At 65.1% G+C, this 21,763-nt stretch carries 21 protein-coding genes and 1 pseudogene; 9 read left to right on the top strand and 13 right to left on the bottom strand.

Annotation, left to right across the window (positions count from 1 at the left end; genetic code table 11):
• Positions 1-35 precede the first annotated feature (35 nt).
• Together ACVIW0_RS08165 and ACVIW0_RS08170 are read right to left on the bottom strand one after the other, a co-directional pair.
• Positions 36-1,025: pseudogene (locus ACVIW0_RS08165) on the bottom strand (IS30 family transposase); the annotation flags it as partial.
• Positions 1,026-1,227: 202 nt separating this feature from the next.
• Positions 1,228-1,941 (bottom strand): cupin domain-containing protein, encoded by a 714-nt coding sequence (locus ACVIW0_RS08170; protein ID WP_461351847.1) that lies wholly within the window; start codon positions 1,939-1,941, stop codon positions 1,228-1,230.
• A 164-nt stretch (positions 1,942-2,105) separates the two neighbouring features.
• On the opposite strand from ACVIW0_RS08170, the gene ACVIW0_RS08175 reads away from it, so the two are divergent.
• The 4 genes from ACVIW0_RS08175 (at position 2,106) to ACVIW0_RS08190 (ending at position 5,805) form a co-directional block, all read left to right on the top strand.
• The gene (locus ACVIW0_RS08175; RefSeq protein ID WP_461351848.1) at positions 2,106-2,873 is read left to right on the top strand and encodes an ABC transporter substrate-binding protein; all 768 of its coding nucleotides are present in this window, start codon (positions 2,106-2,108) and stop codon (positions 2,871-2,873) included.
• A gap of 171 nt (positions 2,874-3,044) precedes the next feature.
• Positions 3,045-3,698 (top strand): amino acid ABC transporter permease, encoded by a 654-nt coding sequence (locus tag ACVIW0_RS08180; RefSeq protein WP_461351849.1) that lies wholly within the window; start codon positions 3,045-3,047, stop codon positions 3,696-3,698.
• Positions 3,695-4,426: an amino acid ABC transporter ATP-binding protein gene (locus ACVIW0_RS08185; RefSeq protein ID WP_461351850.1), complete on the top strand. Its 732-nt coding sequence runs from the start codon at positions 3,695-3,697 to the stop codon at positions 4,424-4,426. The genes ACVIW0_RS08180 and ACVIW0_RS08185 overlap by 4 nt, the downstream gene beginning before the upstream one ends.
• 86 nt (positions 4,427-4,512) lie before the next feature.
• Entirely contained in the window at positions 4,513-5,805 is a 1,293-nt protein-coding gene (locus ACVIW0_RS08190; protein WP_461351851.1) for an NAD(P)/FAD-dependent oxidoreductase, read from the top strand.
• 52 nt (positions 5,806-5,857) lie between these two features.
• Here the strand turns inward: ACVIW0_RS08190 and ACVIW0_RS08195 are convergent, their stop codons facing one another.
• Both ACVIW0_RS08195 and ACVIW0_RS08200 read right to left on the bottom strand, forming a co-directional pair.
• The gene (locus ACVIW0_RS08195; protein ID WP_461351852.1) at positions 5,858-6,178 is read right to left on the bottom strand and encodes an NIPSNAP family protein; all 321 of its coding nucleotides are present in this window, start codon (positions 6,176-6,178) and stop codon (positions 5,858-5,860) included.
• A 281-nt stretch (positions 6,179-6,459) separates the two neighbouring features.
• Complete coding sequence (locus tag ACVIW0_RS08200; RefSeq protein WP_461351853.1) at positions 6,460-8,049, bottom strand: gamma-glutamyltransferase; 1,590 nt, start codon at positions 8,047-8,049, stop codon at positions 6,460-6,462.
• Positions 8,050-8,172: 123 nt separating this feature from the next.
• On the opposite strand from ACVIW0_RS08200, the gene ACVIW0_RS08205 reads away from it, so the two are divergent.
• Complete coding sequence (locus ACVIW0_RS08205) at positions 8,173-8,946, top strand: enoyl-CoA hydratase-related protein (protein WP_461351854.1); 774 nt, start codon at positions 8,173-8,175, stop codon at positions 8,944-8,946.
• Between the two features lie 18 nt (positions 8,947-8,964).
• Here ACVIW0_RS08205 and ACVIW0_RS08210 read toward each other — a convergent pair whose 3' ends face one another.
• Complete coding sequence (locus ACVIW0_RS08210; RefSeq protein ID WP_461351855.1) at positions 8,965-9,978, bottom strand: zinc-dependent alcohol dehydrogenase family protein; 1,014 nt, start codon at positions 9,976-9,978, stop codon at positions 8,965-8,967.
• Between the two features lie 199 nt (positions 9,979-10,177).
• Between ACVIW0_RS08210 and ACVIW0_RS08215 the strand changes: the two genes are divergently transcribed.
• On the top strand, positions 10,178-11,044 hold the full coding sequence (locus ACVIW0_RS08215) for a DUF2066 domain-containing protein (protein ID WP_461351856.1): 867 nt from the start codon (positions 10,178-10,180) through the stop codon (positions 11,042-11,044).
• 15 nt (positions 11,045-11,059) lie between these two features.
• Here the strand turns inward: ACVIW0_RS08215 and ACVIW0_RS08220 are convergent, their stop codons facing one another.
• From ACVIW0_RS08220 to ACVIW0_RS08255, 8 genes are all read right to left on the bottom strand, one after another.
• Positions 11,060-12,013 (bottom strand): helix-turn-helix domain-containing protein, encoded by a 954-nt coding sequence (locus ACVIW0_RS08220; protein ID WP_461351857.1) that lies wholly within the window; start codon positions 12,011-12,013, stop codon positions 11,060-11,062.
• Positions 12,014-12,115: 102 nt separating this feature from the next.
• On the bottom strand, positions 12,116-12,397 hold the full coding sequence (locus ACVIW0_RS08225) for a hypothetical protein (RefSeq protein ID WP_461351858.1): 282 nt from the start codon (positions 12,395-12,397) through the stop codon (positions 12,116-12,118).
• A gap of 144 nt (positions 12,398-12,541) precedes the next feature.
• Positions 12,542-13,135: a MarR family winged helix-turn-helix transcriptional regulator gene (locus tag ACVIW0_RS08230; protein WP_461351859.1), complete on the bottom strand. Its 594-nt coding sequence runs from the start codon at positions 13,133-13,135 to the stop codon at positions 12,542-12,544.
• A complete protein-coding gene (locus tag ACVIW0_RS08235) occupies positions 13,132-14,445 on the bottom strand; it encodes an MFS transporter (RefSeq protein ID WP_461351860.1) in 1,314 nt (437 codons plus the stop codon). Before ACVIW0_RS08235 ends, ACVIW0_RS08230 begins: the two co-directional genes overlap by 4 nt.
• 37 nt (positions 14,446-14,482) lie before the next feature.
• The gene (locus tag ACVIW0_RS08240) at positions 14,483-14,806 is read right to left on the bottom strand and encodes a non-heme iron oxygenase ferredoxin subunit (RefSeq protein ID WP_461351861.1); all 324 of its coding nucleotides are present in this window, start codon (positions 14,804-14,806) and stop codon (positions 14,483-14,485) included.
• An 8-nt stretch (positions 14,807-14,814) separates the two neighbouring features.
• Positions 14,815-15,330: an aromatic-ring-hydroxylating dioxygenase subunit beta gene (locus tag ACVIW0_RS08245; RefSeq protein ID WP_461351862.1), complete on the bottom strand. Its 516-nt coding sequence runs from the start codon at positions 15,328-15,330 to the stop codon at positions 14,815-14,817.
• Entirely contained in the window at positions 15,330-16,703 is a 1,374-nt protein-coding gene (locus ACVIW0_RS08250) for an aromatic ring-hydroxylating oxygenase subunit alpha (protein ID WP_461351863.1), read from the bottom strand. The genes ACVIW0_RS08245 and ACVIW0_RS08250 overlap by 1 nt, the downstream gene beginning before the upstream one ends.
• Before the next feature lie 201 nt (positions 16,704-16,904).
• The gene (locus tag ACVIW0_RS08255) at positions 16,905-17,801 is read right to left on the bottom strand and encodes a LysR family transcriptional regulator (protein WP_461351864.1); all 897 of its coding nucleotides are present in this window, start codon (positions 17,799-17,801) and stop codon (positions 16,905-16,907) included.
• A gap of 106 nt (positions 17,802-17,907) precedes the next feature.
• Here ACVIW0_RS08255 and ACVIW0_RS08260 point away from each other — a divergent pair, with 106 nt between their 5' ends.
• Genes ACVIW0_RS08260 through ACVIW0_RS08270 form a run of 3 tightly spaced genes read left to right on the top strand, consistent with a single transcriptional unit; the run spans position 17,908 to position 21,761 of the window.
• On the top strand, positions 17,908-19,527 hold the full coding sequence (locus ACVIW0_RS08260; protein WP_461351865.1) for an FAD-dependent monooxygenase: 1,620 nt from the start codon (positions 17,908-17,910) through the stop codon (positions 19,525-19,527).
• An 11-nt stretch (positions 19,528-19,538) separates the two neighbouring features.
• On the top strand, positions 19,539-20,330 hold the full coding sequence (locus ACVIW0_RS08265; protein WP_461351866.1) for an alpha/beta fold hydrolase: 792 nt from the start codon (positions 19,539-19,541) through the stop codon (positions 20,328-20,330).
• An 18-nt stretch (positions 20,331-20,348) separates the two neighbouring features.
• A complete protein-coding gene (locus ACVIW0_RS08270) occupies positions 20,349-21,761 on the top strand; it encodes an MFS transporter (protein ID WP_461351867.1) in 1,413 nt (470 codons plus the stop codon).
• Positions 21,762-21,763: the final 2 nt, after the last annotated feature.

A 21,763-nucleotide genomic window follows, 5' to 3' on the forward strand; every position in this document is an offset into this window, starting at 1 on the left:
CGGCACAAACGATGTCGTCCCGGCGAAGGCCGGGAGGTGGATTCACACTCGAAATGCAACACTTGAGCAGCAAAGGTCTCCGCTGGGGTCCTGAAGTCAAGGCATTTGCGCGGGGTGTTGTTGTATGCGGCGATGAACTTGCTGAGGCGTCGGGTTGGGAGCTTGTCGAGATCGGTTTTGCGCGGGATGAAGCGTCGCATGCGACCGATGGCGTTCTCGATGCCACCTTTCTGCCAGGGGGCGTGCGGATCGCAGAAGAAGGTCTTCATCAAGAGGCTTTGCAAGGAAAGGTGAGATGCGAACTCGGTACCGTTGTCGAAGGTGACGGTCTGGCGCATCTGCTCTGGCAGCGCCTTGAACAGACGCACGAGATAGCTTGCGACACCGGAAGCGAGCTTGCTTGGGAGGCGGACGCCGAGCAGCAGGCGGGAGGTGCGCTCGTGCACGGCCAGGATCTGCTGACGGTATTTGGAGAACATCATCAGATCGGCCTCCCAATGGCCGGGAGTGTTGCGATCGGCGACCTCGACGGGCCGTTTATCCAAGGAAACACGGCCTTCGATGAAGCTTGCGGGACTTCCGCCCCGCTTGCCACGGCGGCCGCGCTTGCTCTTGGCGCGTGGCAGATAGTGCCGCCAGCTGCCGTCCGTGGTGCGTCTGATCTGGGCATAGATGAAGCGGTAGATGCTCTCGTAGGAGATCACCTTGCGTCCATGCTCGATGGCCAGCCGGCCGGCGACCTGTTCGGGCGACCAGCCACGGCGAAGGCCATCCAACACCGCGCGGCGCAGGACGGGCTCCCGTTCGAGGCGTCCGCCCGTCCAGCGCCGCGCTCGCATCCGTTGCTGGGCATAGTCGGCCTTGTAGCCGGCCTGAACGCCATGATTACGGTTCATCTCCCGAGAGATCGTTGATGGCGGGCGATCCAAAGCTGCAGCGATTTGCCGGATCGAGGCCCCATTGGCCGAAAGTCTGGCAATCTCGCATCGCTCGTCCAGTGACAGCTGCTTGTAAGTCCGGCCCATCGCAACACCTCCAGTCGGAAGTGTTGCACTTCGTTTGTGAACTCAGGGGACCCATAACCACGAATGTGAGTTGCTGCGCGACGCTGGGGCCGCAGCCTTCTTCACAACACAGCCCTGTGGTAATGGGTCCCGGCTTTCGCCGGGACGACGCAGGATAGCCTTCGTCGGGACGACGTGGGACGACGCGGGAGAGAGCGGGGCCTTACCCCGCCGCCGTCACGCAATTCACCCATAGCACCACGGCCTTGCCATCGCGCGTCGGATTGGAGAAGCGGTGCGGGCGGCGGCTGGCAAATCTAAAACTGTCGCCCTGCTTCAGCGTCCAGGTCTCGGTGTCCACCGTCAGCGTCATCTCGCCTTCGAGCACAAGGCCGGCTTCCTCGCCGTCATGGGTGTAGAACTCGTCGCCGGTGCTGCCGCCGGGGTCGAGATGCACCAGGAACAGGTTGAGCCGGCTCTCGCTGCCGGCGGGGCTCAGCAGCTGCTTTGAGATTCCGCTGCGCCACAGTTTCAGCTCGGCGCGCTGCACTTCGCGGGTCACGATGCCGCCGGCGCCGTCATCCCTGGGCGTCGCGCCGAACAGCGCGGCGATGCCGACGCCGAGTACGTCGGCCAATGTCGCCAGCACGCGCAGCGAGGGCGACGACAGGCCGCGCTCGATCTGGCTGATGAAGCCGATCGAGAGCTCAGTGCGCGCGGCAACCGTCTCCAGCGACATCGCCTTGTCGCGGCGCAGGTCGCGGATCCGGCGTCCGACCGCGAGATCCATCGCGGGCTCGGCCGGCTTCTTGGCCGACTTGTTGTTCAGTTTCCTCTCAGGTTTCTTCGCGGGTTTTTTGGCCGGCTTTCCGGCGACGCGGCGTGCCGTCGCAGGCTTCGCTGCCGCGCCCTTGCGCAATCTCCTGCTGCCGCTCACGTCAGTCCGCTTCCTTCATGTGCATGAAAATCGCTTGCATTGGCCGCGGTTTCGTGGCCACAATTTCATATTGGTGAAAATAGGCCGGAACGGCGTCGCCCGCAACCCAAAGCGCTGACACAGCGGGCGCAGCGGCACCGGGGCCGATCTTGGGAGGTGGTGCGATGTCCTTTCAGCGTTTCGTCCAGGCCGCGGTCGCGGCGCTTGCCCTTGCCGTGAGCGCGCCGTCGCCGGCGCAGCAGGTGCTCAAGGTCGGCTCGACGCCGACCGGCATCCCCTTCACCTTCCTCGACACCAAGACCAACTCGATCCAGGGCATCATGGTGGATCTCGCCACCGAGATCGGCAAGGACGCCGGCTTTACCGTGCAAATCGAGCCGATGCAGTTCTCGGCGCTGATCCCTTCGCTGACTGCGAACAAGATCGACATCATCGCGGCCGCGATGTTCGCCACCGCCGCGCGCAAGGAGGTGATCGACTTCTCCGAGCCGGTCTACACCTATGGCGAAGGCCTGGTGGTGCCGAAGTCCGACACCAAGGCCTATGCCTCGCAGGAGGATCTGAAGGGCACGGTGGTCGGCGCCCAGGTCGGCACTGCGTTTGTCGACGCGCTGAAGAAGACCGGGCTGTTCAGCGAGGTGAAGGTCTACGACACCATTCCCGACATCCTGCGCGATGTGAATGCCGGCCGCCTCAAGGCCGGTTTCGCCGACTATCCGATCCTCGCCTACAATCTGCAGCAGGGTAATTTCGCCGACGTGCGCCTCGTCGACGGCTACAAGCCGGTCACCGTCGGCACCGTCGCGATCGGCGTGCGCAAGAGCGACACGGAACTGCTCGCCAAGATCAACGCCTCGCTCGCCAAGCTGAAGGCGAACGGCACGATCGCCAAGATCTTAGAAAAGTGGGGCCAGAAGGCCAACGCATCGTGAGTATTCATGTCCCGAAGTGATCCGTCACCCTGAGGTGCGAGCGAAGCGAGCCTCGAAGGGTCGACGGCCACCAGCCGGGCCGTACATCCTTCGAGACGCGGCGAAGACGCCGCTCCTCAGGATGACGGAGGTAACGTTCGAATAGTGTCGGGACTGGATACGTTTGAGCCGATGCAAAAATTCTTCCATGACGCCGTCGAGTTCGTGCCGATCCTGCTGCAGGGTGTCTGGCTGACCATCGTCGTCACGATCGGCTCGCTGGTGCTGTCGACCGTGCTCGGGCTGCTGTGGGCCTTGATGCGGGTGTCCGGCATCGGCATCCTCACGGGCCTCAGCGCCGCGCTGATCAACGTCATCCGCGGCATCCCGATCATCGTGCTGCTGTTCTACATCTATTTCGTGATGCCCGATTTCGGCCTCGCGCTCTCGGCGTTGCAGGCCGCGATCATCGGGCTCGGCATCGCCTATTCGGCCTATCAGGCGGAGAATTTCCGCGCCGGCATCGAGGCGATCGACAAGGGCCAGATCGAGGCGGCGCAGACCATCGGGATGGGCTGGTGGCTCACCATGCGCCGCGTGGTGCTGCCGCAGGCGGTCAGGATCATCCTGCCGCCCTACGGCAACATCATGATCATGATGCTGAAGGATTCCTCGCAGGCCTCCACCATCACGGTCGCCGAGCTGGCGCTGCAGGGCAAGCTGATCGCCTCATCGACCTTCAAGAACACCAGCGTGTTCACGCTGGTGGCGCTGATGTACCTCACCATGAGCATTCCGCTCATCCTGCTGGTTCGGCACTTCGAGAACAAGGCGAACCGCAAATGATCGAGCTCAACGACGTCCACAAAAGCTTCGGCAAGGTCGAGGTGCTGAAGGGCATCACCGCCTCGGTCGGCAAGAGCGAGGTGGTCTGCATCATCGGCCCGTCCGGCTCCGGCAAGTCGACCATTCTGCGCTGCATCAACGGGCTCGAAAGCTACGACCGCGGCGAGATCAGCGTCGAGGGCGCGCGCGTCGACAGCAATGACCGCTCGATCGTCGCGATCCGCACCCAGGTCTCGATGGTGTTCCAGCGCTTCAACCTGTTTCCGCATCGCACCGCGCTCGAGAACGTCATCGAAGGGCCGCTCTATGTAAAGAAGGAGCCGCGCGAGCAGGCGATCGCGCGCGGCCGCGCGCTGCTCGCGCAAGTCGGGCTCGCCGACAAGGCCGAGGTGCATCCGCCAAAGCTCTCCGGCGGACAGCAGCAGCGCGTCGCGATCGCGCGGGCGTTGGCGATGCAGCCGAAGGCGATCCTGTTCGACGAGCCGACCTCCGCGCTCGATCCGGAGCTGGTCGGCGAGGTGCTGTCGGTGATGCGCAAGCTCGCCGATGACGGCATGACCATGGTCGTCGTCACCCACGAGATGGGCTTTGCCCGCGACGTCGCCGACCGCGTGCTGTTCATCGACGGCGGCGTCATCGTCGAGCAGGGCGCCGCCAAATCCGTCCTCAACCAACCGCAGCACCCGCGCACCCAGGATTTCCTGCGCCGCGTGCTGCATCCGCTGTGATCGGTTAGTGATGCTTGGTCAAAGCCGTTTCAGCATCGATGATCTACCTCTCCCCTTGTGGGAGAGGTGAAACCTGAGCTCTCGTTATGACCACGCCCACCCGCCTTCCTCTCCCACCGAGCCTTTACGCCGACACCGCGGTGGAGGCGACGCCGACACCACCGCTGGTGTCGGACAAGAGCGTGCCGGTCGCGATCATCGGCGGCGGCTTCACCGGCCTGTCGACCGCGCTGCATCTTGCCGAGCAGGGCGTGCTCGCCACGGTGCTGGAGGCGCAGGAGCCAGGCTGGGGCGCCTCCGGCAACAATGGCGGGCAGACCAATCCCGGGCTGAAGCACGACCCCGACCAGATCGAGCAGGATTTCGGCGCCGATCTCGGCCGCCGCATGATCGAGTTCTCCTACGGCACGACGAACTTCACGCATGACCTGATCCGCCGCTACCAGATCCCGTGCGAGGCGCGGCAGAACGGTACGCTGCGTGCCGCCTACAACGAGGCCAGTGCCGCGGCGATCGGGACCACGGCGCAGCAGTGCATCCGGCGCGGCATGCCGGTCAAGCTGCTCAACGCCGCCGAGCTGCGCGCGATGACCGGCAGCGACCGCTACCTCTGCGCCATGCTCGATGCCCGCGGCGGCGATCTGCATCCGCTGAGCTACGCCCGCGGCCTTGCGCGCGCCGCGATCGGGGCCGGCGTTGCCGTCCATGGCGAGACGCCGGCGCTGCGGCTCCGCCGTGACGGCGGCCGTTGGCGGATCGAGACCCCTCGCGCCATCGTGCATGCCGACAAGGTGCTGCTCGCGACCAACGGCTTTACCGACGACCTCTGGCCCGCGCTTCGCCGCAGCATCGTGCCGGTGTTCTCCTCGATCGCAGCCACGGCGCCACTGTCCGAGGAGGTCGCGCGTGCGATCATGCCGGGCCGCCCGGTGCTCTATGAGAGCGGGTACATCACGGTGTACTACCGCATCGACCAGCATAACCGGCTGTTGATGGGGGGCCGCGGTCCGATGCGCTGGATCAGCAAGCCGACCGACGTCGCCTATCTGATCCGCTATGCCGAGCGGCTGTGGCCGCAGCTCAAGGGCACGGCCTGGACTCACGGCTGGAACAGCCGCCTCGCCATCACCCCCGATCACTATCCGCATGTCCACGAGCCCGCGGAGAATCTGTTGATCTCGCTCGGTTGCAACGGCCGCGGCGTCGCGCTCTCGACCGCGATGGGCGCGCAACTCGCCCGCCGCCTGATCGGCGGGTCGAAGGCCGAGATCGACATGCCCGTGACCGGCATCAAGCCGATGCCGATGCACGCATTCTGGCGGGTCGGCGTCGCCGCCGCGGTGCTGACAGGGCGGGTGCGGGACAAGCTCGGGGTGTAGGCGATCGTCGGCGGAGCGATCGATCGGCGCGAATGATCGCGCAGCAGATGTCTCAGACCTCAGCCGTCTTCGGAAACAACGGCCGGAAGAACGACCGATCATAGCGCGTGAAGCAGCCGGTCTCCTTTGCGAAGGCGATCGCCTTCTGCACGTCCGGATCGGCGGCGGAATCCTTTCGATACTGCTCATAGGCCGCAAGGCTCGGAAAGCTGAACATCGCCAGCGCGACGTCGCTCGCGCCTTCGGACGGCAGGAAGTAGCCGTGATGGATGCCGCCAAACCGCGGCAGCAGGTCAAGCCACATCGCCGCGTAAGCTTCGAACTCGGCGAGTTTGCCCAGCCTGACCTCATAGCGCACGTAACAGGTAATCATTCCGCGGTGCTCCAGCGCATGTTGACCAGGATATTTCACTATCAAGGCCTCTCACTATAGCGCGGCGGCGGAGCTCTCACCACGCAGCGGTGTCTGATTCACAGGCCGCGCCACACGCTCGCCGTCGTCCCGGCCTGGTGCGCAATTGAGCACGGGGGCCGGGACCCATTACCCCGAATGCTCATTATTGCGCGAAGCTGTGGCCACAGCCTTCTTCAACGACAGAGCCCGGTGGTTGCGCACTAGGCCGGGACGACCGGATTGATACACCGTCCGCGTTGTCACCCCTCCGCCACCGCATCGCTCCAGGGATGAAACGGCTCGCTGGCGCCGCTGTTTGTTGTGCCATCGCGCAGCACGATGCTGGGGCAGGCGAACTTCTTTGGCTGGGTCTGGATGCGCGCCTCGGCATAGTCGAAGCGGCCGCGCAGCGTGTCACGCACAGTTTGCGGCAGCCGCACGTCGCCGATCACCACAGTGCCTTCGCTGGCGTCGATCCGCGGCTGATGGATCGCGGCATCGAGGTCCATGCCGAAATCCATCACGAAGGACAACAGCTGCGACACCGCGGGCAGGATGCGGCGGCCGCCCGATGCGCCGGCGGCAAGCCTGCGGCCATCGGCGGCTTCCGCCACCACGGGCGTGTAGTTGGTCAGGCAGCGCTTGCCGGGCGCCAGCGAGTTCGGTGCGCCCTGCGTCGGATCGAACCACATGATGCCGTTGTTCATGGTGAGCCCGGTGTTCGGCGTCACGAATCTGGAGCCGAAGGTCGACAGCAGCGTCTGCGTCACCGCGGCCATGTTGCCGTCGCGGTCGACCGCGGAGAAATGCGTGGTGCAGCTTGGGGCGATCGCCTCGGCCCCGAGCGCGCGGCGACCGTCGACATCGCCCATGTCCTTCAGCCGCTCGCGATAGGCGGCTTGCAGCGCTTCCGCATAGGCCGCATAGGCGGCCGCATCCGGCCCGCCCTGGGCCGGCGCGAGTGCCTTTTGCAACAGGCCGAGCGTGCGCGCCATGGTCGGACCCGCGGTCAGTTCCGGCGTCGCATAGACGGTGCCGCCGCGATAGGGGATTTTCAGCGGCTCGCGCAGATGGGCGCGGAACGACGCGAGATCGCGCACCGACAGCGCGCCGCCGGCGGCCTGGATGTCGTCGGCGATGCTGCGCGCCAGATCGCCCTGGTAGAAATCGCGCGGCCCCGCGGCGGCGAGCTGCGCCATCGTCGCCTTCAGCCTGTCCTGCGGCATGCGGACGCTCGACTTGATGCTCCACGGCGCGCTCGGCGGCAGGCCGTCCTGCAGATAGGCCGCGGCGCTCGCGGGATAGCGCCGCAGATCGGCGGCGGAACTGGCAATCATCGCGGTGGTCCACCAATCGACCAGCAGGCCCTCGCCGGCGAGCTTGACGCTCGGCGCCAGCAACTCCTTCCACGGCAGTTTGGCGTGGCGGCGATGCGCCTCCTCCATGCCGGCGACGACGCCGGGCACGGCAATCGAGCCGGGACCATGCAGATTGCGGTCGTCCTTGACCCGCGCCCAGGGGAACAGATCGGAGGCCGCACCGCCGGTCAGCGGATAATCCTCGATGCGCAGGCCCTCGGGCGCACGCATGCCGTAGTCGATCACCTCGACGCGGTTCTCCTTGGCGCGATACAGCACCATCGCCCCGCCGCCGCCGGCGCCGCTCATCCACGGCTCGAGCACGCCGAGCGCGAAGGTGGTTGCAATGACGGCGTCGACGCAATCGCCGCCCGCTGCCAATACCTCCGCGCCGACCTCGGCCGCCTTGCGCGACTGCGCCGCGACGATGCCGCCCTTGGCCTGGATGGCGGGTTTGCGGATCACTTGCGAGTTGGAGAACTGGTCGGACATGGCGTTGCTTTCGCTGTTCTTGTTGCGGGCGGGGCACGTTGGCGTAGCATGCCAAGCATGGCACATTAAGCGCAATCGAGCGGCACGATAAGCACAATAAGAAGCAATTCCAGGGAGAGGAAAATGAGCAGTGTGACCCGCGAACGGGACGGCAAGGTTGGCATTTTGACGCTGAACGATCCCGCCAGCCTGAACGCGATGACGCCGGAGCTGCTCGGCGATCTCGCAGCCGCCGTCGGCGAGATGAGCATCGATCCTGCCATCCGCGCGCTGGTGCTGACCGGGGCGGGACGCGGCTTCTGCTCGGGGCAGAACCTCAAGGCGTTCAACTCGCTCGGAGACAACATCTACACCGGCGTGATGAGGCATTACTGGCCGGCGATGCAGGCCTTGCGCGAATGCCGCATGCCGGTGGTGGTCGCGGTCAACGGTGTCGCGGCCGGCGGCGGCTTCAGCCTTGCGATGTCGGGCGACATCATCCTGTCGGCGCGCTCGGCGAGCTTCATCCAGGTGTTCAGCCGGATCGGCCTGGTGCCCGATCTCGGCTCGACCTGGCTGCTGCCGCGGCTGGTCGGCCGCCAGCGCGCGCTCGATTTGATGCTGCTCAACGAGCCGCTGTCGGCCGAGCGGGCCAAGGAGTGGGGCCTGGTGCGCGATGTCGTCGACGACGCAAAGCTGCTCGACGAAGCCAGGGCGCTCGCGCACCGCCTTGCCGACGGCCCGACCCGCGCGCTGGTCGCGACGCGACAATTGCTCGAGGAAAGCGAGCACACCAGCTATGCCGACCAGTTCCGCCGCGAGATCGAAGTGCAGCAGGTGATCCGCGAGACCGCCGACGCGAAGGAGGGCCGCCAGGCCTTCGTCGAGAAGCGCAAGGCGCAGTTCACGGGAAGGTAACCCTTGATCGCAGGTACGCTAGCCGATCGCAATTGCGACCTTGCCGAAATGCGCGCCGCTCGCCATGTGGGCGAACGCATCCTTGACCTGGTCGAAGGCGAACACCTTGTCGATCACGGGCTTGACGCCGTGCATGCCGATGCCGTCGCACAGCGCCTGCAGATCCTCGATCGATCCGACGGTGACGCCCTGCAGCCGCTGCTGCTGCATTACCATCAACGGCAGCCGCGAATCGGACGAGGCGGGACCGGCAAGCACGCCGATGAAGGCGATGGTGCCGCCGATCCGTGTGGCGCGGATCGACTCGTTCAGCGTGCCGACGCCACCGACCTCGACCACGAGATCGACGCCGCGCCCGGTCAGCTCCCGCGCCTTCTTGCCCCAGTCGGGCGTGGTCTTGTAGTTGAGCGTGACATCGGCGCCGAGTTGCTTGAGCCGCGCGATCTTGGCGTCGCTGGACGAGGTCGCGATGACGCGGGCGCCGCACATCCTGGCGAATTGCAGCGCGAACAGCGAGACGCCGCCGGTGCCCTGGGTCAGCACCGTCCGTCCCGGCTTGATGTCGCCGAGCTTGACCACCGCGCTCCACGCCGTGAGCCCGGCGCATGGCAGTGCCGCGGCCTCGATATCGCTGAGATGGTCCGGCGTGCGCACCAGCGCGTGCGCCGGGAACACGCGGTACTCGGTCAGCACGCCGTCAACGCTGCCGCCAAGTGCGGCGCGCATGCGCACCTCGCTCGGCTCGCCGCCGAGCCAGCTTTCGAAGAAGCTGCCGATCACGCGGTCGCCGGCCGCGAAATTCTTCACGCCGGTGCCGACCGCCTCGACCACGCCGGCGCCGTCGGAGACCGGCACCAGCGGAAATTTCTGGCGCGAGCCGTAGCCGCCCTTGACCGTGAGCAGGTCGCGATAGTTGAGCGTCGCCGCCTTCAGCCGCACCAGGACCTCGCCGGGGCCGGCCTGCGGAACCGGCTTGTCGACCAGCGCCAGCGCGTCGACGCCGCCGGGGCCTTGCAACTCGTAGCATTTCACGGGACGTCTCCTGCTGGATGTTCTCATCTTGGGCGACTTCACCGCCGCCGCGCATCCGCTCAGCATATGTCAGGCTTGCCGCGCGTGACCAGAGCGCGCGGCGTGGCCAACGGAATGGCGTCCATGCCTGAACGTGTTGGCGCCAGCGGAAAATACCGCCAATCTGTACCGACGGTGCAGCGACCGCGCGGAGGTGACCATGGCCGGCTTGCTTGAGACGACACCCAATCCGCTTGCCGCCCTCGGGCGCGGGATGGTTCGCGCCCTGCTTGCCGCCGCATTGATCTGTTGCGGTGCTGCGATGGCCGCAGACGACAGCCTCTATCGGGCGCAGACCGTGGTCACCGGCCAGGGCGAACCGAACCGGATCATCGGCTTCGGCGCATGTCTCGAGGACGTCCTGATCAAGGTCTCCGGTCAGCCGGCACTCGCAGGCGACCACAGGCTTGCCGCGTACAAATCGAAGGCCCGGGAGTTCGTCAGCAGCTTCGACTATCACGATCAGTATGCCGGCAAACCGCATCACGACGAGCAGGGCACCCGCGATCGGCCCTACGACCTGACGGTTGATTTCGACGGCAACAAGATCGACGGCATTCTCGCCAAGCTCGGCCTCAAGCCGTGGCGGTCGCAGCGCCCGGTGCTCGGCGTTTTTGTCGAGATGCAGCACGGTCCGAAGGACTACATCGTCACGTCGGACGGCGCGCAATCCGATTTGCAGCGCGACGCGCTGGCGGCCGCGGCCGTCAAGCGCGGCATGCGCGTCGTGCTGCCGCCCGCCGCGGCGTTGACGAGCGGCCGCCTCAGCGCAGGCGAACTCTTGAAGATGCCGCCGGCGAAACTGACAGCGATCGTCGCGCCGCAGGGCGGCGAGGCCATCCTGATCGGACGGCTGGTCTGGGACGACAACGATCTCGGATGGGCCACGCAATGGCAGATGGCCTGGCACGGCCGGGACTACAAATGGCAGTTCCGCGGCGTCACCTTCGACGAAGCATTCCGCCGCGGCATCGGCGGCGCCGCGCAGGTGTTGTCCGGCAACGGCGATCCGGGGCGGTCGAAATGAGCTCGCGCGAAAGTTCTAGCCGGCGTGGCCGAGCGTTTGCGACGGATATTCCCCGAACATCGCGCGGTAATATTGCGAGAACCGGCCGAGCTCGATGAAGCCCTGTTCGATCGCGACCTTGGAGACGGTGGTTTGCTCCGGCGTGCTTTCGCGCAGGATCGAGCGGACCGTGCACAGCCGCTTGTAGCGCAGGAACGTCACCGGGCCGACGCCGAACACCTCGTGGAAGGCGCGGTGCAGGCTGCGCCGCGACAGCCTAAGCTCGGTGCAGATTTCCGAGACATGGACCGGGCGGCTGCCGGCGGCGTGCAGATAGTCCTCGACATCGCGTACCAGCTTCATCGCCGACGGCAGGTAGCTCGATCCGTCCGGCGGCAGCGAGGTGACGACCGTTGCCGTCACACAATCGACGATCGCGCGCTTCCAGAACTCGGCCGACGTCTGCGACAATGCGTCCGGATAGCGCGCGAGATGCGCGATGATCCGTGGCAGCCTGTCCGCCCCGGCCATGCCGATCGTGGGGTCGGCGCGAAAGTGGTTCTTCGCGCTCCATGTCTCGGCGTCGGCAAGCCGCGGCTCGCCGCCGAACACGTCGGGCAGATCGGCCATGTCGAAGCGAATCGCCGCATAGGAAGAGGCCTTGTGAAAGACGCCGTCGTGCTCGACCAACGGAGGAATCACCAGCACGTCGGCCGGCTGCATGTCGAAGGCAAAATGCGTGACGCGGTCGGTGGCTTTCAGCAGCATTCCGATGATCAGCTTGGGATCGGTCGAGATGCGCTGGGTGCGGACCCCGACGTTGAATGCGCCGATACTGAGCGAGAAATCGCCGATCCCGACATGGGACAGCGTGCCGCGCAGCTTGCCGCGTTCAAGCTGCATGACCTCGACATGCGAGCCTTTCACGGCATCGTGGAGTCCCTCGAAGCCATGAAGCTCGCCGGTGTGAACCGTCAGGTGCTCGCCCATATCCACGCTCGCAATATAGCGCGATTGGCCGAATCATATCAAATGCCTGGAGCCTGCACAAAGTGTCCCCCGCGCCGGCTCACCTGGCCGCGGCGCCGGTGGCTACGCCGCCATCAGTTGCTCAAGTGCAACAGCCTGTTCGCGGGTCTGGAATGCGATGGCGGTGTGCGTGAAGCCCGACGAGGCCTGGGTCCGCGCGATGTGGTTGAGCACCTCGTTGCCCTTGACCACGTGAAGATCCATGCCGGGGCCGGCCGGGAAGATGCCGAGAACGACGTCGTAGGCATCGACGATGGCCTTCAGGGCGCCACCCTTGTCTTCCGAGGCATCGATGAAGATACGAACATCCGCGGCAATACTACGAAGTTCGTCAAAGTCGATCACTGGAAGTCTCCTATACGCAACGCACTGACCGATTCTTGCTACAACTTGCTTACTGAAACATAAATTACGCCCGGTTCCGTTGTTCACCGCAGTGTGACTCGTATTTCGATCCGCGCGATCGGCGTCTTTGCCGGCCTGCCGCCGTCAGGCGCCGCGCGGCGGCCTTCGCTTCGCGATCCGCTTGACCGGTGCGTGTGCCGGCACGGTCTCTCCGGGCTGGTCGGCCATGTGAGGAATGCGCTGCTCGATGTGATCGACGACACGGAAGAAGGCCTCCAGCGCCTTGGGGTCGAGGCCGGCCGTGAGGTTGCTGTGCCGGCGCAGGATTTCGTCGAGGCTGCGGTCGAGCAGCGCGACGCCCTCAGCCGTCAGCCGGATCTCGGTCCGGTTCCGGGCGCTGCCGCGAACCGGGGTCAGCTCGATCAGCCCCTTCTTCTTCAGCGACGTCGTCTCGCGGCTGACGACGGCCTTGTCGAGCTGCGCATTGGTCCAGATGTCGTAGGCGCTGGCGGGCTCATGCTCCCTGAGGAAGGACAGCACGCGCCATTCTGCGAGCGACACGCCATAGGCTTGCGGGAAGAACGCGTTGGCATTGGCGCGCAGCTTCGCAACCAGGCTCGACAGCACGGTCGGCACGTAGCGTTCGAAATCGATCACCAGTTCGGAGCGCGCGTCCTCTTGCGGGGCGCGGCGCGGGGCAGGGGCCTTGGTACGGCTTGTGGCAGTCCGGCTTTTCATTCTTTCACGAGCTGAGAGCGGGCGATCAAGACCAGGACCGCCGCGAGAAGGAGGACGCCTGTTACCACGAGGAATCCGGTGGTGAAACTGCCCGAGGCGTCCCTGGCGCGTCCGATCACGATCGGGATCGTCGCACCTCCGATGCTGCCGATGGTGCTGACCAGGCCGATCGCGCCCGGCGCGCTCTGCCGCGACATGTAGGATTGGGGGATGGTCCAGAATACGGCCTGCGTGCCATAGACGCCGACATTGGCGACCATGAACCCGATGATGATCCAGGTAGGCGAGGTCGAGTAGGCGGCGATGGCGAAGCCGGCGGCCGCGATCACGAAGGTCATCGCCGCATAATAGAAGCGCTCGCCGACATGATCGGAGTGCCGCGACAACGCGATCATGCCGATCAGCCCGGCGATCGGCGGGATCGCGGTGACGAAGCCGACCTGCGAATTCGGTAGGCCGAACGACTTGATGATCTGCGGCAGCCAGGGAAACAGCGACGCCAGCCCGCAGAACAGGCCGAAATTGCACAGGCCGAACAGCAGCACCATCGGCTTGGTGACCGTCCGCAGCACGCCCTCTGCATGCACCACGCCGGTCGCCTTGGCGTCACGTTCCAGCGCGCCGCTCAGCCAGTTGCGCTGTGCGGTCGACAGCCAGTTCGCCTGTTGCGGGCGGTCGGTCAGGTAGAAGATGCCGACGATCCCCAGGATGATCGGCGGCACGCCTTCGAGGATGAACAGCCATTTCCAGCCCGAGATCCCGAACAATCCGTTGAGCTCGAGGATCGCACCGGAGATCAGCGAAGCGAAGATGTAGGAGATCGGCACCGCATAGTTGAACATCGCGTTGTAGCGGGCGCGATAGCTGAACGGAAACCAGAGGCTCAGCAGCAGCATGACGCCGGGAAACAGGCCGGACTCGGCAAAGCCGAGGAAGCCGCGGAACATATAAAGGCTGAGCGGGCCCTGGGTGAACGCCATCAGCACCGTGGCGATGCCCCACAGGATCGCGATCCGGGTCAGCGTGATCCGTGCGCCGTATTTGGCGAGGATCAGATTGCTCGGGATCTCGAAGATCGAATAGGTGAAGTACATGATCCCGACCGCGATGCCGAACATCTCGGCATTGAGTCCGAGCTCCCTGTTCATCTGCAGCGCGGCAAAGGAGATGTTGCCGCGGTCGAGAATGGCGAGGAAGTACATCGCCATCACGAACCACATCAGGCGCAGCGCGACCTTGCGGATCGTGGTGCGTTCGATCTCCGCATCGGCGGTCGCGATCGCCGCCTTGTCCATCACGACTTCGGTCATTGCCGTTTCCCCCGATTTTTGTTTTTTGATTGTCGTTCTATGCCGGCAGGCAGATTTCCAGCCGGTCGCCTGCCACGCGGACCGGATAGGTCTGGATGTCGATCTCGACCGGGCTGGTCAGCGCCTCGCCGGTTCGGATGTCGAAGCGGCCCATATGCAGCGGGCATTCGATCTCGCAGCCGTCCAGCAGTCCGTCGGACAGCAGCGCCTCCGCATGGGTGCAGATGTTGCTGGTGGCGTAGTATTCATTGCCGACGCGATAGAGCGCAATGTGATGTTGGCCGATTTCGATGCCGTACGGCTCGCCTTCGCTCAGTGCGCTGAGTGCCGCAGCTTCGTGCCAGGTCCCCTGATCCGTCATGTCCCCTCTCAGATGCTGTAGAAATCGAGCACGGTCGGAATCCGGTCGTTGACCAGCGTAATGAGCTTGCGTGCGATCTTCCAGGTGTCGCCTTCACGCCGCAGCGTGTGCTGATAGCGCCCGTGGCGCAGGTGCTCCTTGGCGACGCGCTGGTCGTAGACGTGGACCGAGAACACGGAGTGGCAAACGATCTCGTCGGGCCCGGTCCCGGACGCTTCGAGGTTCGAGATCTGATGCACCGTGCGCGGCAGCGGCAGCGCCGTGATCGATTTGCGCGACTCGATGCGCGCGATCCGCTCTTCCAGCCCGCCCCGCGCATCGTGGTAGAGCAACGAGACCTGCGTATCGGGATCGCTGGTGGTGGTGTATTCGTCGAGCCATGCCGGCACCCAATAGACGGCATTCTCGCTGTACATGGCGACCCAATCGGCCCATTCGCCGGTGTCGAGCAGGCGGGCCTCGCGGTAGATGGTCGCGGCTGCGATCGCGTGGACGTCTGCTTGTTCGATTGCGCTGCCAGCCATCACGCCGTCTCCCCTGCGGCGCGCTGCAACAGCCTGCGCCACTCGCGATAGCCGGGATGGAAATTGGTCTCGCCGCCGAAGCTTGTGGGACCGAACGACCATTCGGATGGGGCTACGCCGAGCTCGCGCGTATGCACGCTGTCGCCGTGGCCGACGTCTGCGACGCCGCGCAGATAGCCCTGCGAGGGCGCGGCGGTCGTCGCCTCGTAGCCGGTCTGGCAGAATTCATACATGACGTTGTCGTCCGAGCTCGCGAGCCCGGACGCGTTGAAAAAGTCTTCGTAATTGCGAATGCGCAGCGTGCGCGCGGCGGCGCTTTCGCCGACCGGCGCAAGACAATGCGACACCATCTCGGTCTTGTCCGGCGCCAGCGGCCGCCAGGTGCGCACCTGCGCCGACAGGATGTCGATCACCTGGAGGTTCGGGAAGATCGTAAGGTTGCGCTGGCGCAGCATCCACTTGGCGCGGGTGCTGCCGACGCGCTGCCGCACGGCATCGAGCCGCGCCGGGTCCATGCCGAGCGGCCGGCCATAGAGCTGGGTGCGCTTGATCGACCAGTTGACGGCGTGGCCATAATCGAAGCTGAAGCTGCCTTGTCCTTCCTGCTCGCCCTCCGGCTCAACGGTGAAACCGGCGTCCGGACCGGCGCCGGCATTGCGCTTCTTCAGGATATCGACGTAGGAGCTGTGGGTGGTTGCGAAATGATAGTAGTCGAGACCATTCTCGAATTGCAGTTTCCAGTTTGCGTCGAACGTATAGGTGCTGGCGCCGGGCACGAATTCGACTTCACCGCTGTCGCTCTGATCGATGATGAGGTCGAGGAAGGCGCGGGTGTCGCCGAGAAACTCTTCCAGCGGCGGAACGTCGGCCGAAAGGCTCGCGAACAGAAAGCCGCGATAGGAGCCGAGCCGCGCGACCGGAAGAAGGTCGTGATTCTGGTTCGAGAAAGACGGCGGATACTGCCCGCTCGCTTCCTCCGTCACCGAGATGTTGCGGCCGCTCGAATCGTAGGCCCAGCCGTGATAGCGGCAGACATGGAATTTCTGCCGTCCCTGCTTGAACGGACAGACGATCGTGCCGCGATGCCGGCAGGTGTTGAGGAACGCGCCAACTTTGCCCTCTGCACTCCGCATCACCAGGATGGGATGCCGCCCGACATGGGTGGTCACGAAGTCATTGGGCCGGGCGACCTGGGATTCCAGGCCGATGAAATTCCACGTCGCCTCGAAAATATGGCGCAGCTCGGCGTCGAACACGTCGGGGTCGGTGAAGATCCGGCGATCGACCTGGAAGATGCGCTCGGCGGGGCGATCGTCGATCAGGCGGGAGATCTCCCGCAGCTTGGCCGCGTGGTTCTGCGAAGCAGCATTCATCACGTTCTCCCTTCGACCGACCGCGGGCCGCACCAGGCAGAACCCTAAGGTCGCCCGCTCAGCCATTGCAGTTCATTGCTCCCGTCGTTGCGCGACGGGAACAGCCGGCTTGATCGCCAATCTTGGAATGAGTCTATAGTTGTCATGACAACCATGGTCAAGATGGTTGGTTGACCGGAAGGCCGAAGCCCCGGGGAGCGTTCAGGCCTTGCGCGCCGGCGCGGTCAGGATGATGCCCTCATCGATCAGCGCGCGGCAGATGGTCTTCAGCACGGCAATCGCTTCACGCGTTGCCCGGCTCACTGGCCGTCCGCGCGGCAGCGCCAGCACGCGCTCGGCGCGCATCCACGGCAGCAGCGCCGCCGATAGCGTTCCGCCAGCCACTTCCTGGTGAATGCCGGAGAATGGCAGCAAGGCGTAGCCGAGGCCCGCGGCCACCATGCGTTTCATCGGAGTGCTGTTGTCGACCCGTACCGCGCACAGAATGGTGGATGGGAACGGGTTGCGGCTGAGCGGAGCAACGGCGGATGGCAGGGCGTCGAACTCCTTGCGGGTCAGCCGCCCGCGCTTGAGCAGCGGATCGCGCGATGGACCGATCAGGAACACCTGTTCGACCATCAGCAGTTCATAGTCGAGGTGATCGTTAGGCGACGGCGTCGTCACGATCGCCAAATCGAGCTCGCCCCGCAGCAGGCGTTCGGATGCGTTCTCCGTCAGGCCCTCGCTCAACTCGAGCCGCACGCGCGGAAACTGCTTCACGAATGTCTGGGCAAGCGGCGGATAGAGGATATCGCCGAGGCTCGGTGGCGCGCCGATCCGCACCGTACCGCTGGGCTCGCGATTTTCCGTGCGCACCTCGGCCTTGATGTCGTCGATGGTCCCAAGCAGCCAGCGTCCTCGCGCGAGCAGCACCTTGCCGGATTCCGTGACCGAGACGCCGCGCGCGCCGCGTTCGAGCAGGGCGCCGCCCAGTTCGTCTTCGAGTTCCTTAACGTGACGGCTGAGCGCCGACTGGGCGACATTCAGCGTGCTCGCCGCAGCAGCAAAGCCGCCACGCTCCGCAACGGCAACGAAATAGCGTATCTGCCGCAGGTCCATGGTCGCTCCATCTCAAATCGAGATGGATACCATATCAAACATGTTCTTGTGAGATACCAAAAAGAGAGCAGTGTCCCCTCAACGATCAAACCGAGGAGACGCGCGCATGGGCATCGCCACCGACGAGGCACGCCAGACATCCGTATTCATCGCCGGCGGCGGGCCGGTTGGGCTAGCGATGTCGCTGCTGCTCGATCGCTTCGGCATCGACTGCGTGGTGGTCGAGAAGAGCGCGACGACAACGGATCATCCCAAGTCGCGCGGCTGCTGGGTCCGCACCATGGAGATCTTCCGGCAGTGGGGCATCGAGCAGGCGATCCGCAGCCGCGGCCTGCAGGACAACTCCGACATGTTCGTCTTCCTCGACAGCATCGCGGGACAGGAGTTCGGCCGCACCCGACCCGAGCCCAATGTCGGTCACACGCCCGCATGGAAAAGTTTGGTTGCGCAGGATGCCGTCGAGGAGGAAATCCTGCGGGTGGTCGAGAAATCCCGGCACGCCACGGTCCTGTTCAACACGGCCTGTGAATCGTTCGAGGAGACCAACAGCGGCGTTCATGTCACGACGCGTTGCCAGAAGACCGGTGAGGTGACGCAGTGGACGGCGACCTATCTGATCGCCGCGGACGGTGCGGGCAGCCAGACCCGCCGCAACGCGGGTATCGACATGGTCGGACCGTCCACACTGGCGGTGATGTCGAACGAATATTGGCGTGCCGATCTGTCGCGGTTGCCGATCGCGCGCGAGGCGGCCGGCTTCATCATCGTCCCTGAAACACCCGATCTGCCGCGCGCCGCCATCCTGAACACCAACGGCCGGGATCGCTGGCTGACCGTGACGCAGATCGGCCTGACCAAGGACGATCGCGAGCGGCCGTGGACCGACCAGGAATTCGTTGAGATCGCGCGCGGCCATGCCGGCATTCCGGACCTCGACGTCACGCTGTTGAACCGCTCGATCTGGCGCGTCAGCATGCAGGTGGCCGAGACCTTTCGGAAGGGCCGGGTGTTTCTGGTCGGCGACTGCGCGCACCGCTTTCCGCCGACCGGCGGGTTCGGCCTGAACTCCGGCGTTCAGGACGCGCATAATCTCGCCTGGAAACTCACCTTCGTGCTCAAGGGCCTCGCGGATGAAAAGCTGCTCGACAGCTATTCCAGCGAACGCCGCCCGATCGCGCAGTCCAACGCCAATTTCAGCTACGGCAACCGGTTGCGCTTTGGGCTGACCGACGACGCCGTGCGATCGCGCGATCCGGATCGGATCAAGTTCTGGATCAACGATATGGACAATCATCTGCATAGCATCGGCCAGAACCTCGGACACAATTACGAGGAAGGCGCGGTGATCCCCGACGGCACCGTCGCGAAGGCGTTGAACTCCCGTTACTACACGCCAACCGACCGTCCCGGCGCGCGCTTTCCGCATATGTGGCTCGAGCCGTCGCGCAAGAAATCCACGCTCGACTGGTTCGACAAGGAGTTCACCGTCGTCACCGGGCCGCTCGGCGGCGAGTGGCTGGAGGCGGGGAAGCAGGTGTCGGAGAAGACCCGCTTGCCGCTGTCGCTGAAGCAGTTGCCGTCGGCCGATCCGGCAGACGGATTCCAATTGGGCATGCGCGGCGCGGTGCTGGTGCGCCCCGACGGCCATGTGGCGTGGCGGATGCCGTGGCTGCCGTCGGATCCGGCGAAGGAATTGGCCGGCGCGCTGTCAACGCTGCTGCACTAGCGGGGGCTCCGATGCAATCGTTCGAATCCAACGGCGTCGTCACGGCATATCAGAAGACGGGATGTGGCGAGCCGATCGTGCTGTTGCATGGCGGCGAAGCCGATCATTCAATGTTCGACGGCCTTGCGGCTGTATTGGCGGCTGATTTCACCGTGATCGCGTACGACCAGCGCGATTCCGGCGCCACCAGCAATCCGTCGTCATCCTACTCGCTGGCCGATCTGGCAGATGATGCTGCGGCCTTGATAACCGGGCTCGGCTACGATCGCACCCATGTCTTCGGGACCTCGCTGGGCGGGCAGATCGCGCAAGTATTGGCGGCCCGTCATCCGGGCAGGATCGACCGCCTGATCCTGAGCAGCACCTGGAAGGTCAACAGAAGCCCGCTGGACGTCAATGCGGATGTTTTCCGCACACTTGCTTCCTACCGCGCGGACACCGTCGCCAACGCACCCAGGATCGCGGAGTTCTTCTTCCCGCCGGATTACCTGCGCGCACGGCCCGAACTGATCGACATCTTCCGTGGCTCCAGCCGCGACGACGGCCAGAAGGCGCGACGCGGCGCGTTGCTCGCACAGCCCGTCGCCGCCGACCTGACCGCCTTCGATCGCCCGACGCTGCTGCTGGTGGGCGCTGACGACCGGCTGATCCCGAATGCGGAGACATTCGCGCTCGCCCGCGATCTTGCCGACGTCGAGACCCAGACCATTGCGGGCGTCGGCCATGTCGCGTCGATCCAGGCCCCCGATCGGGTGGCGGAGGCGGTGACGGAATTTCTGAATTCAAAAAAGAAGGCGGCTTGACAACAACAGGGGGAGACCATGCCTGAGCAGGCGAATGCGGTGCCGTTCGACGAAGCGCCGGTGACGACGCGCTACTGGCTATCGATCATCATCTTCGCCGTGACCGGCGTGGTCGATTTCTTCGATTTCTTTGTGGTCGGATTCCTGGTCTCGGTGCTGGCGCCGAAATGGCACCTGACGTTCGGGCAAACCTCGATCATGCTGATGAGCGCCGGCATCGGGGCGATGCTGGGGGCGTTCGTCGCGGGTGTCCTCGCGGATCGCTTCGGGCGCAAGCCACTGGCGATATCAGGCGTTCTGCTCTGCGGCCTGACCTCGGGCGCGATCGCGTTCATTCCCGAAGACGGCTGGGTTGCGTTTGCGATCCTGCGCTTCTTCGTCGGCTTCGGCCTTGCCGCGGGCGCCGCGGCGGCAGTCCCGGCCATCGTCGAGTTTGCGCCCACCCGCCACCGCACGCTGGTGACGAGCCTCGTGGTCGTTCCGGTTGCCTTTGGCGTGCTCTCGGCGTCGGTCACGGCGAGCTTCCTGCTGCCGCTGGTTGGCTGGCGCGGATTGGCGGCGGTCGGCTTCCTGCCGATCATCCTCGCCATTCTGACGGCGATCATCATGCCGGAATCGCCGCGCTGGCTGATCAGCAAGGGCCGTGTGCGCGAGGCGCAGGCCGGCATCCGAAAGCTCTATCGGATCGGCGGCGATGAGTTCGCCTTGCCCACGTTGCCGCCGGCGAACCCGGTGACGTTCGCCGATCTCTTTGCCGAGCAGCGCCGCTTCTGGCTGACGGTTCTGATCTGGTTCGGCGCTAGCACGGCGAATTACGGCGTCTTCCTGTGGGGGCCGACGATCGTGGCGCTGCTGCTTGGCGTTGCGCCCCAGGATGCGGCGAGGATGTTCATCTATGTCAGCCTTGCCGGCGTGCTCGGCCGGACCGGCTTCGCCTTCCTCGCGAACCGGATCGGCCGCAAGCCGTGTGGTCAGTTGATGGGCTATGGCACCGCAGTTTCGCTGGCGCTGGCAGCTTATTTCCACAACGACTTTGCGGGCTCGGTGCCGCTATTCCTGGTCTTCCTGATCATCGGTGCGTTGTTCTTCGACGGTGGATTCTCGAACATCGGACCCTATCCCGCGGAGATCTTTCCGGTCCAGCTGTCGGGACGCGCGGTCGGCCTTGCCCAGCTCTCGAACGGGGTCGGCAAGATCGTAGGCCCGCTGTGTCTCGCTTTGATCGCCGGTGCGGACAATCTCGTGCATCCGAGCGCAACCGCCGCGGCGGTGATGCCGGCGTTCTGCTTTCTTGCCGGCGCGGGTCTCCTGATCGGCCTTGCCTTCACGTTCCTCGGCGTCGAGCCGCACGGACGCCCGGTGGCGCTGTTCGGCGACAGCGCCGGCTCGGGCGCCACATCGAAGCCGCTGGCGGCGAAAACGGCAACTTGAGA

Source organism: Bradyrhizobium sp. USDA 4454, assembly GCF_054822705.1.

Excerpts from the sequence above, each read along its gene's own strand:
- ACVIW0_RS08175 (WP_461351848.1), top strand. The coding sequence starts at position 2,106 with ATGTCCTTTCAGCGTTTCGTCCAGGCCGCGGTCGCGGCGCTTGCCCTT.
- ACVIW0_RS08180 (WP_461351849.1), top strand. The coding sequence starts at position 3,045 with ATGCAAAAATTCTTCCATGACGCCGTCGAGTTCGTGCCGATCCTGCTG.
- ACVIW0_RS08185 (WP_461351850.1), top strand. The coding sequence starts at position 3,695 with ATGATCGAGCTCAACGACGTCCACAAAAGCTTCGGCAAGGTCGAGGTG.
- ACVIW0_RS08190 (WP_461351851.1), top strand. The coding sequence starts at position 4,513 with ATGACCACGCCCACCCGCCTTCCTCTCCCACCGAGCCTTTACGCCGAC.
- ACVIW0_RS08195 (WP_461351852.1), bottom strand. The coding sequence starts at position 6,178 with ATGATTACCTGTTACGTGCGCTATGAGGTCAGGCTGGGCAAACTCGCC.
- ACVIW0_RS08200 (WP_461351853.1), bottom strand. The coding sequence starts at position 8,049 with ATGTCCGACCAGTTCTCCAACTCGCAAGTGATCCGCAAACCCGCCATC.
- ACVIW0_RS08205 (WP_461351854.1), top strand. The coding sequence starts at position 8,173 with ATGAGCAGTGTGACCCGCGAACGGGACGGCAAGGTTGGCATTTTGACG.
- ACVIW0_RS08215 (WP_461351856.1), top strand. The coding sequence starts at position 10,178 with ATGGCCGGCTTGCTTGAGACGACACCCAATCCGCTTGCCGCCCTCGGG.
- ACVIW0_RS08220 (WP_461351857.1), bottom strand. The coding sequence starts at position 12,013 with ATGGGCGAGCACCTGACGGTTCACACCGGCGAGCTTCATGGCTTCGAG.
- ACVIW0_RS08230 (WP_461351859.1), bottom strand. The coding sequence starts at position 13,135 with ATGAAAAGCCGGACTGCCACAAGCCGTACCAAGGCCCCTGCCCCGCGC.
- ACVIW0_RS08235 (WP_461351860.1), bottom strand. The coding sequence starts at position 14,445 with ATGACCGAAGTCGTGATGGACAAGGCGGCGATCGCGACCGCCGATGCG.
- ACVIW0_RS08240 (WP_461351861.1), bottom strand. The coding sequence starts at position 14,806 with ATGACGGATCAGGGGACCTGGCACGAAGCTGCGGCACTCAGCGCACTG.
- ACVIW0_RS08245 (WP_461351862.1), bottom strand. The coding sequence starts at position 15,330 with ATGGCTGGCAGCGCAATCGAACAAGCAGACGTCCACGCGATCGCAGCC.
- ACVIW0_RS08250 (WP_461351863.1), bottom strand. The coding sequence starts at position 16,703 with ATGAATGCTGCTTCGCAGAACCACGCGGCCAAGCTGCGGGAGATCTCC.
- ACVIW0_RS08255 (WP_461351864.1), bottom strand. The coding sequence starts at position 17,801 with ATGGACCTGCGGCAGATACGCTATTTCGTTGCCGTTGCGGAGCGTGGC.
- ACVIW0_RS08260 (WP_461351865.1), top strand. The coding sequence starts at position 17,908 with ATGGGCATCGCCACCGACGAGGCACGCCAGACATCCGTATTCATCGCC.
- ACVIW0_RS08265 (WP_461351866.1), top strand. The coding sequence starts at position 19,539 with ATGCAATCGTTCGAATCCAACGGCGTCGTCACGGCATATCAGAAGACG.
- ACVIW0_RS08270 (WP_461351867.1), top strand. The coding sequence starts at position 20,349 with ATGCCTGAGCAGGCGAATGCGGTGCCGTTCGACGAAGCGCCGGTGACG.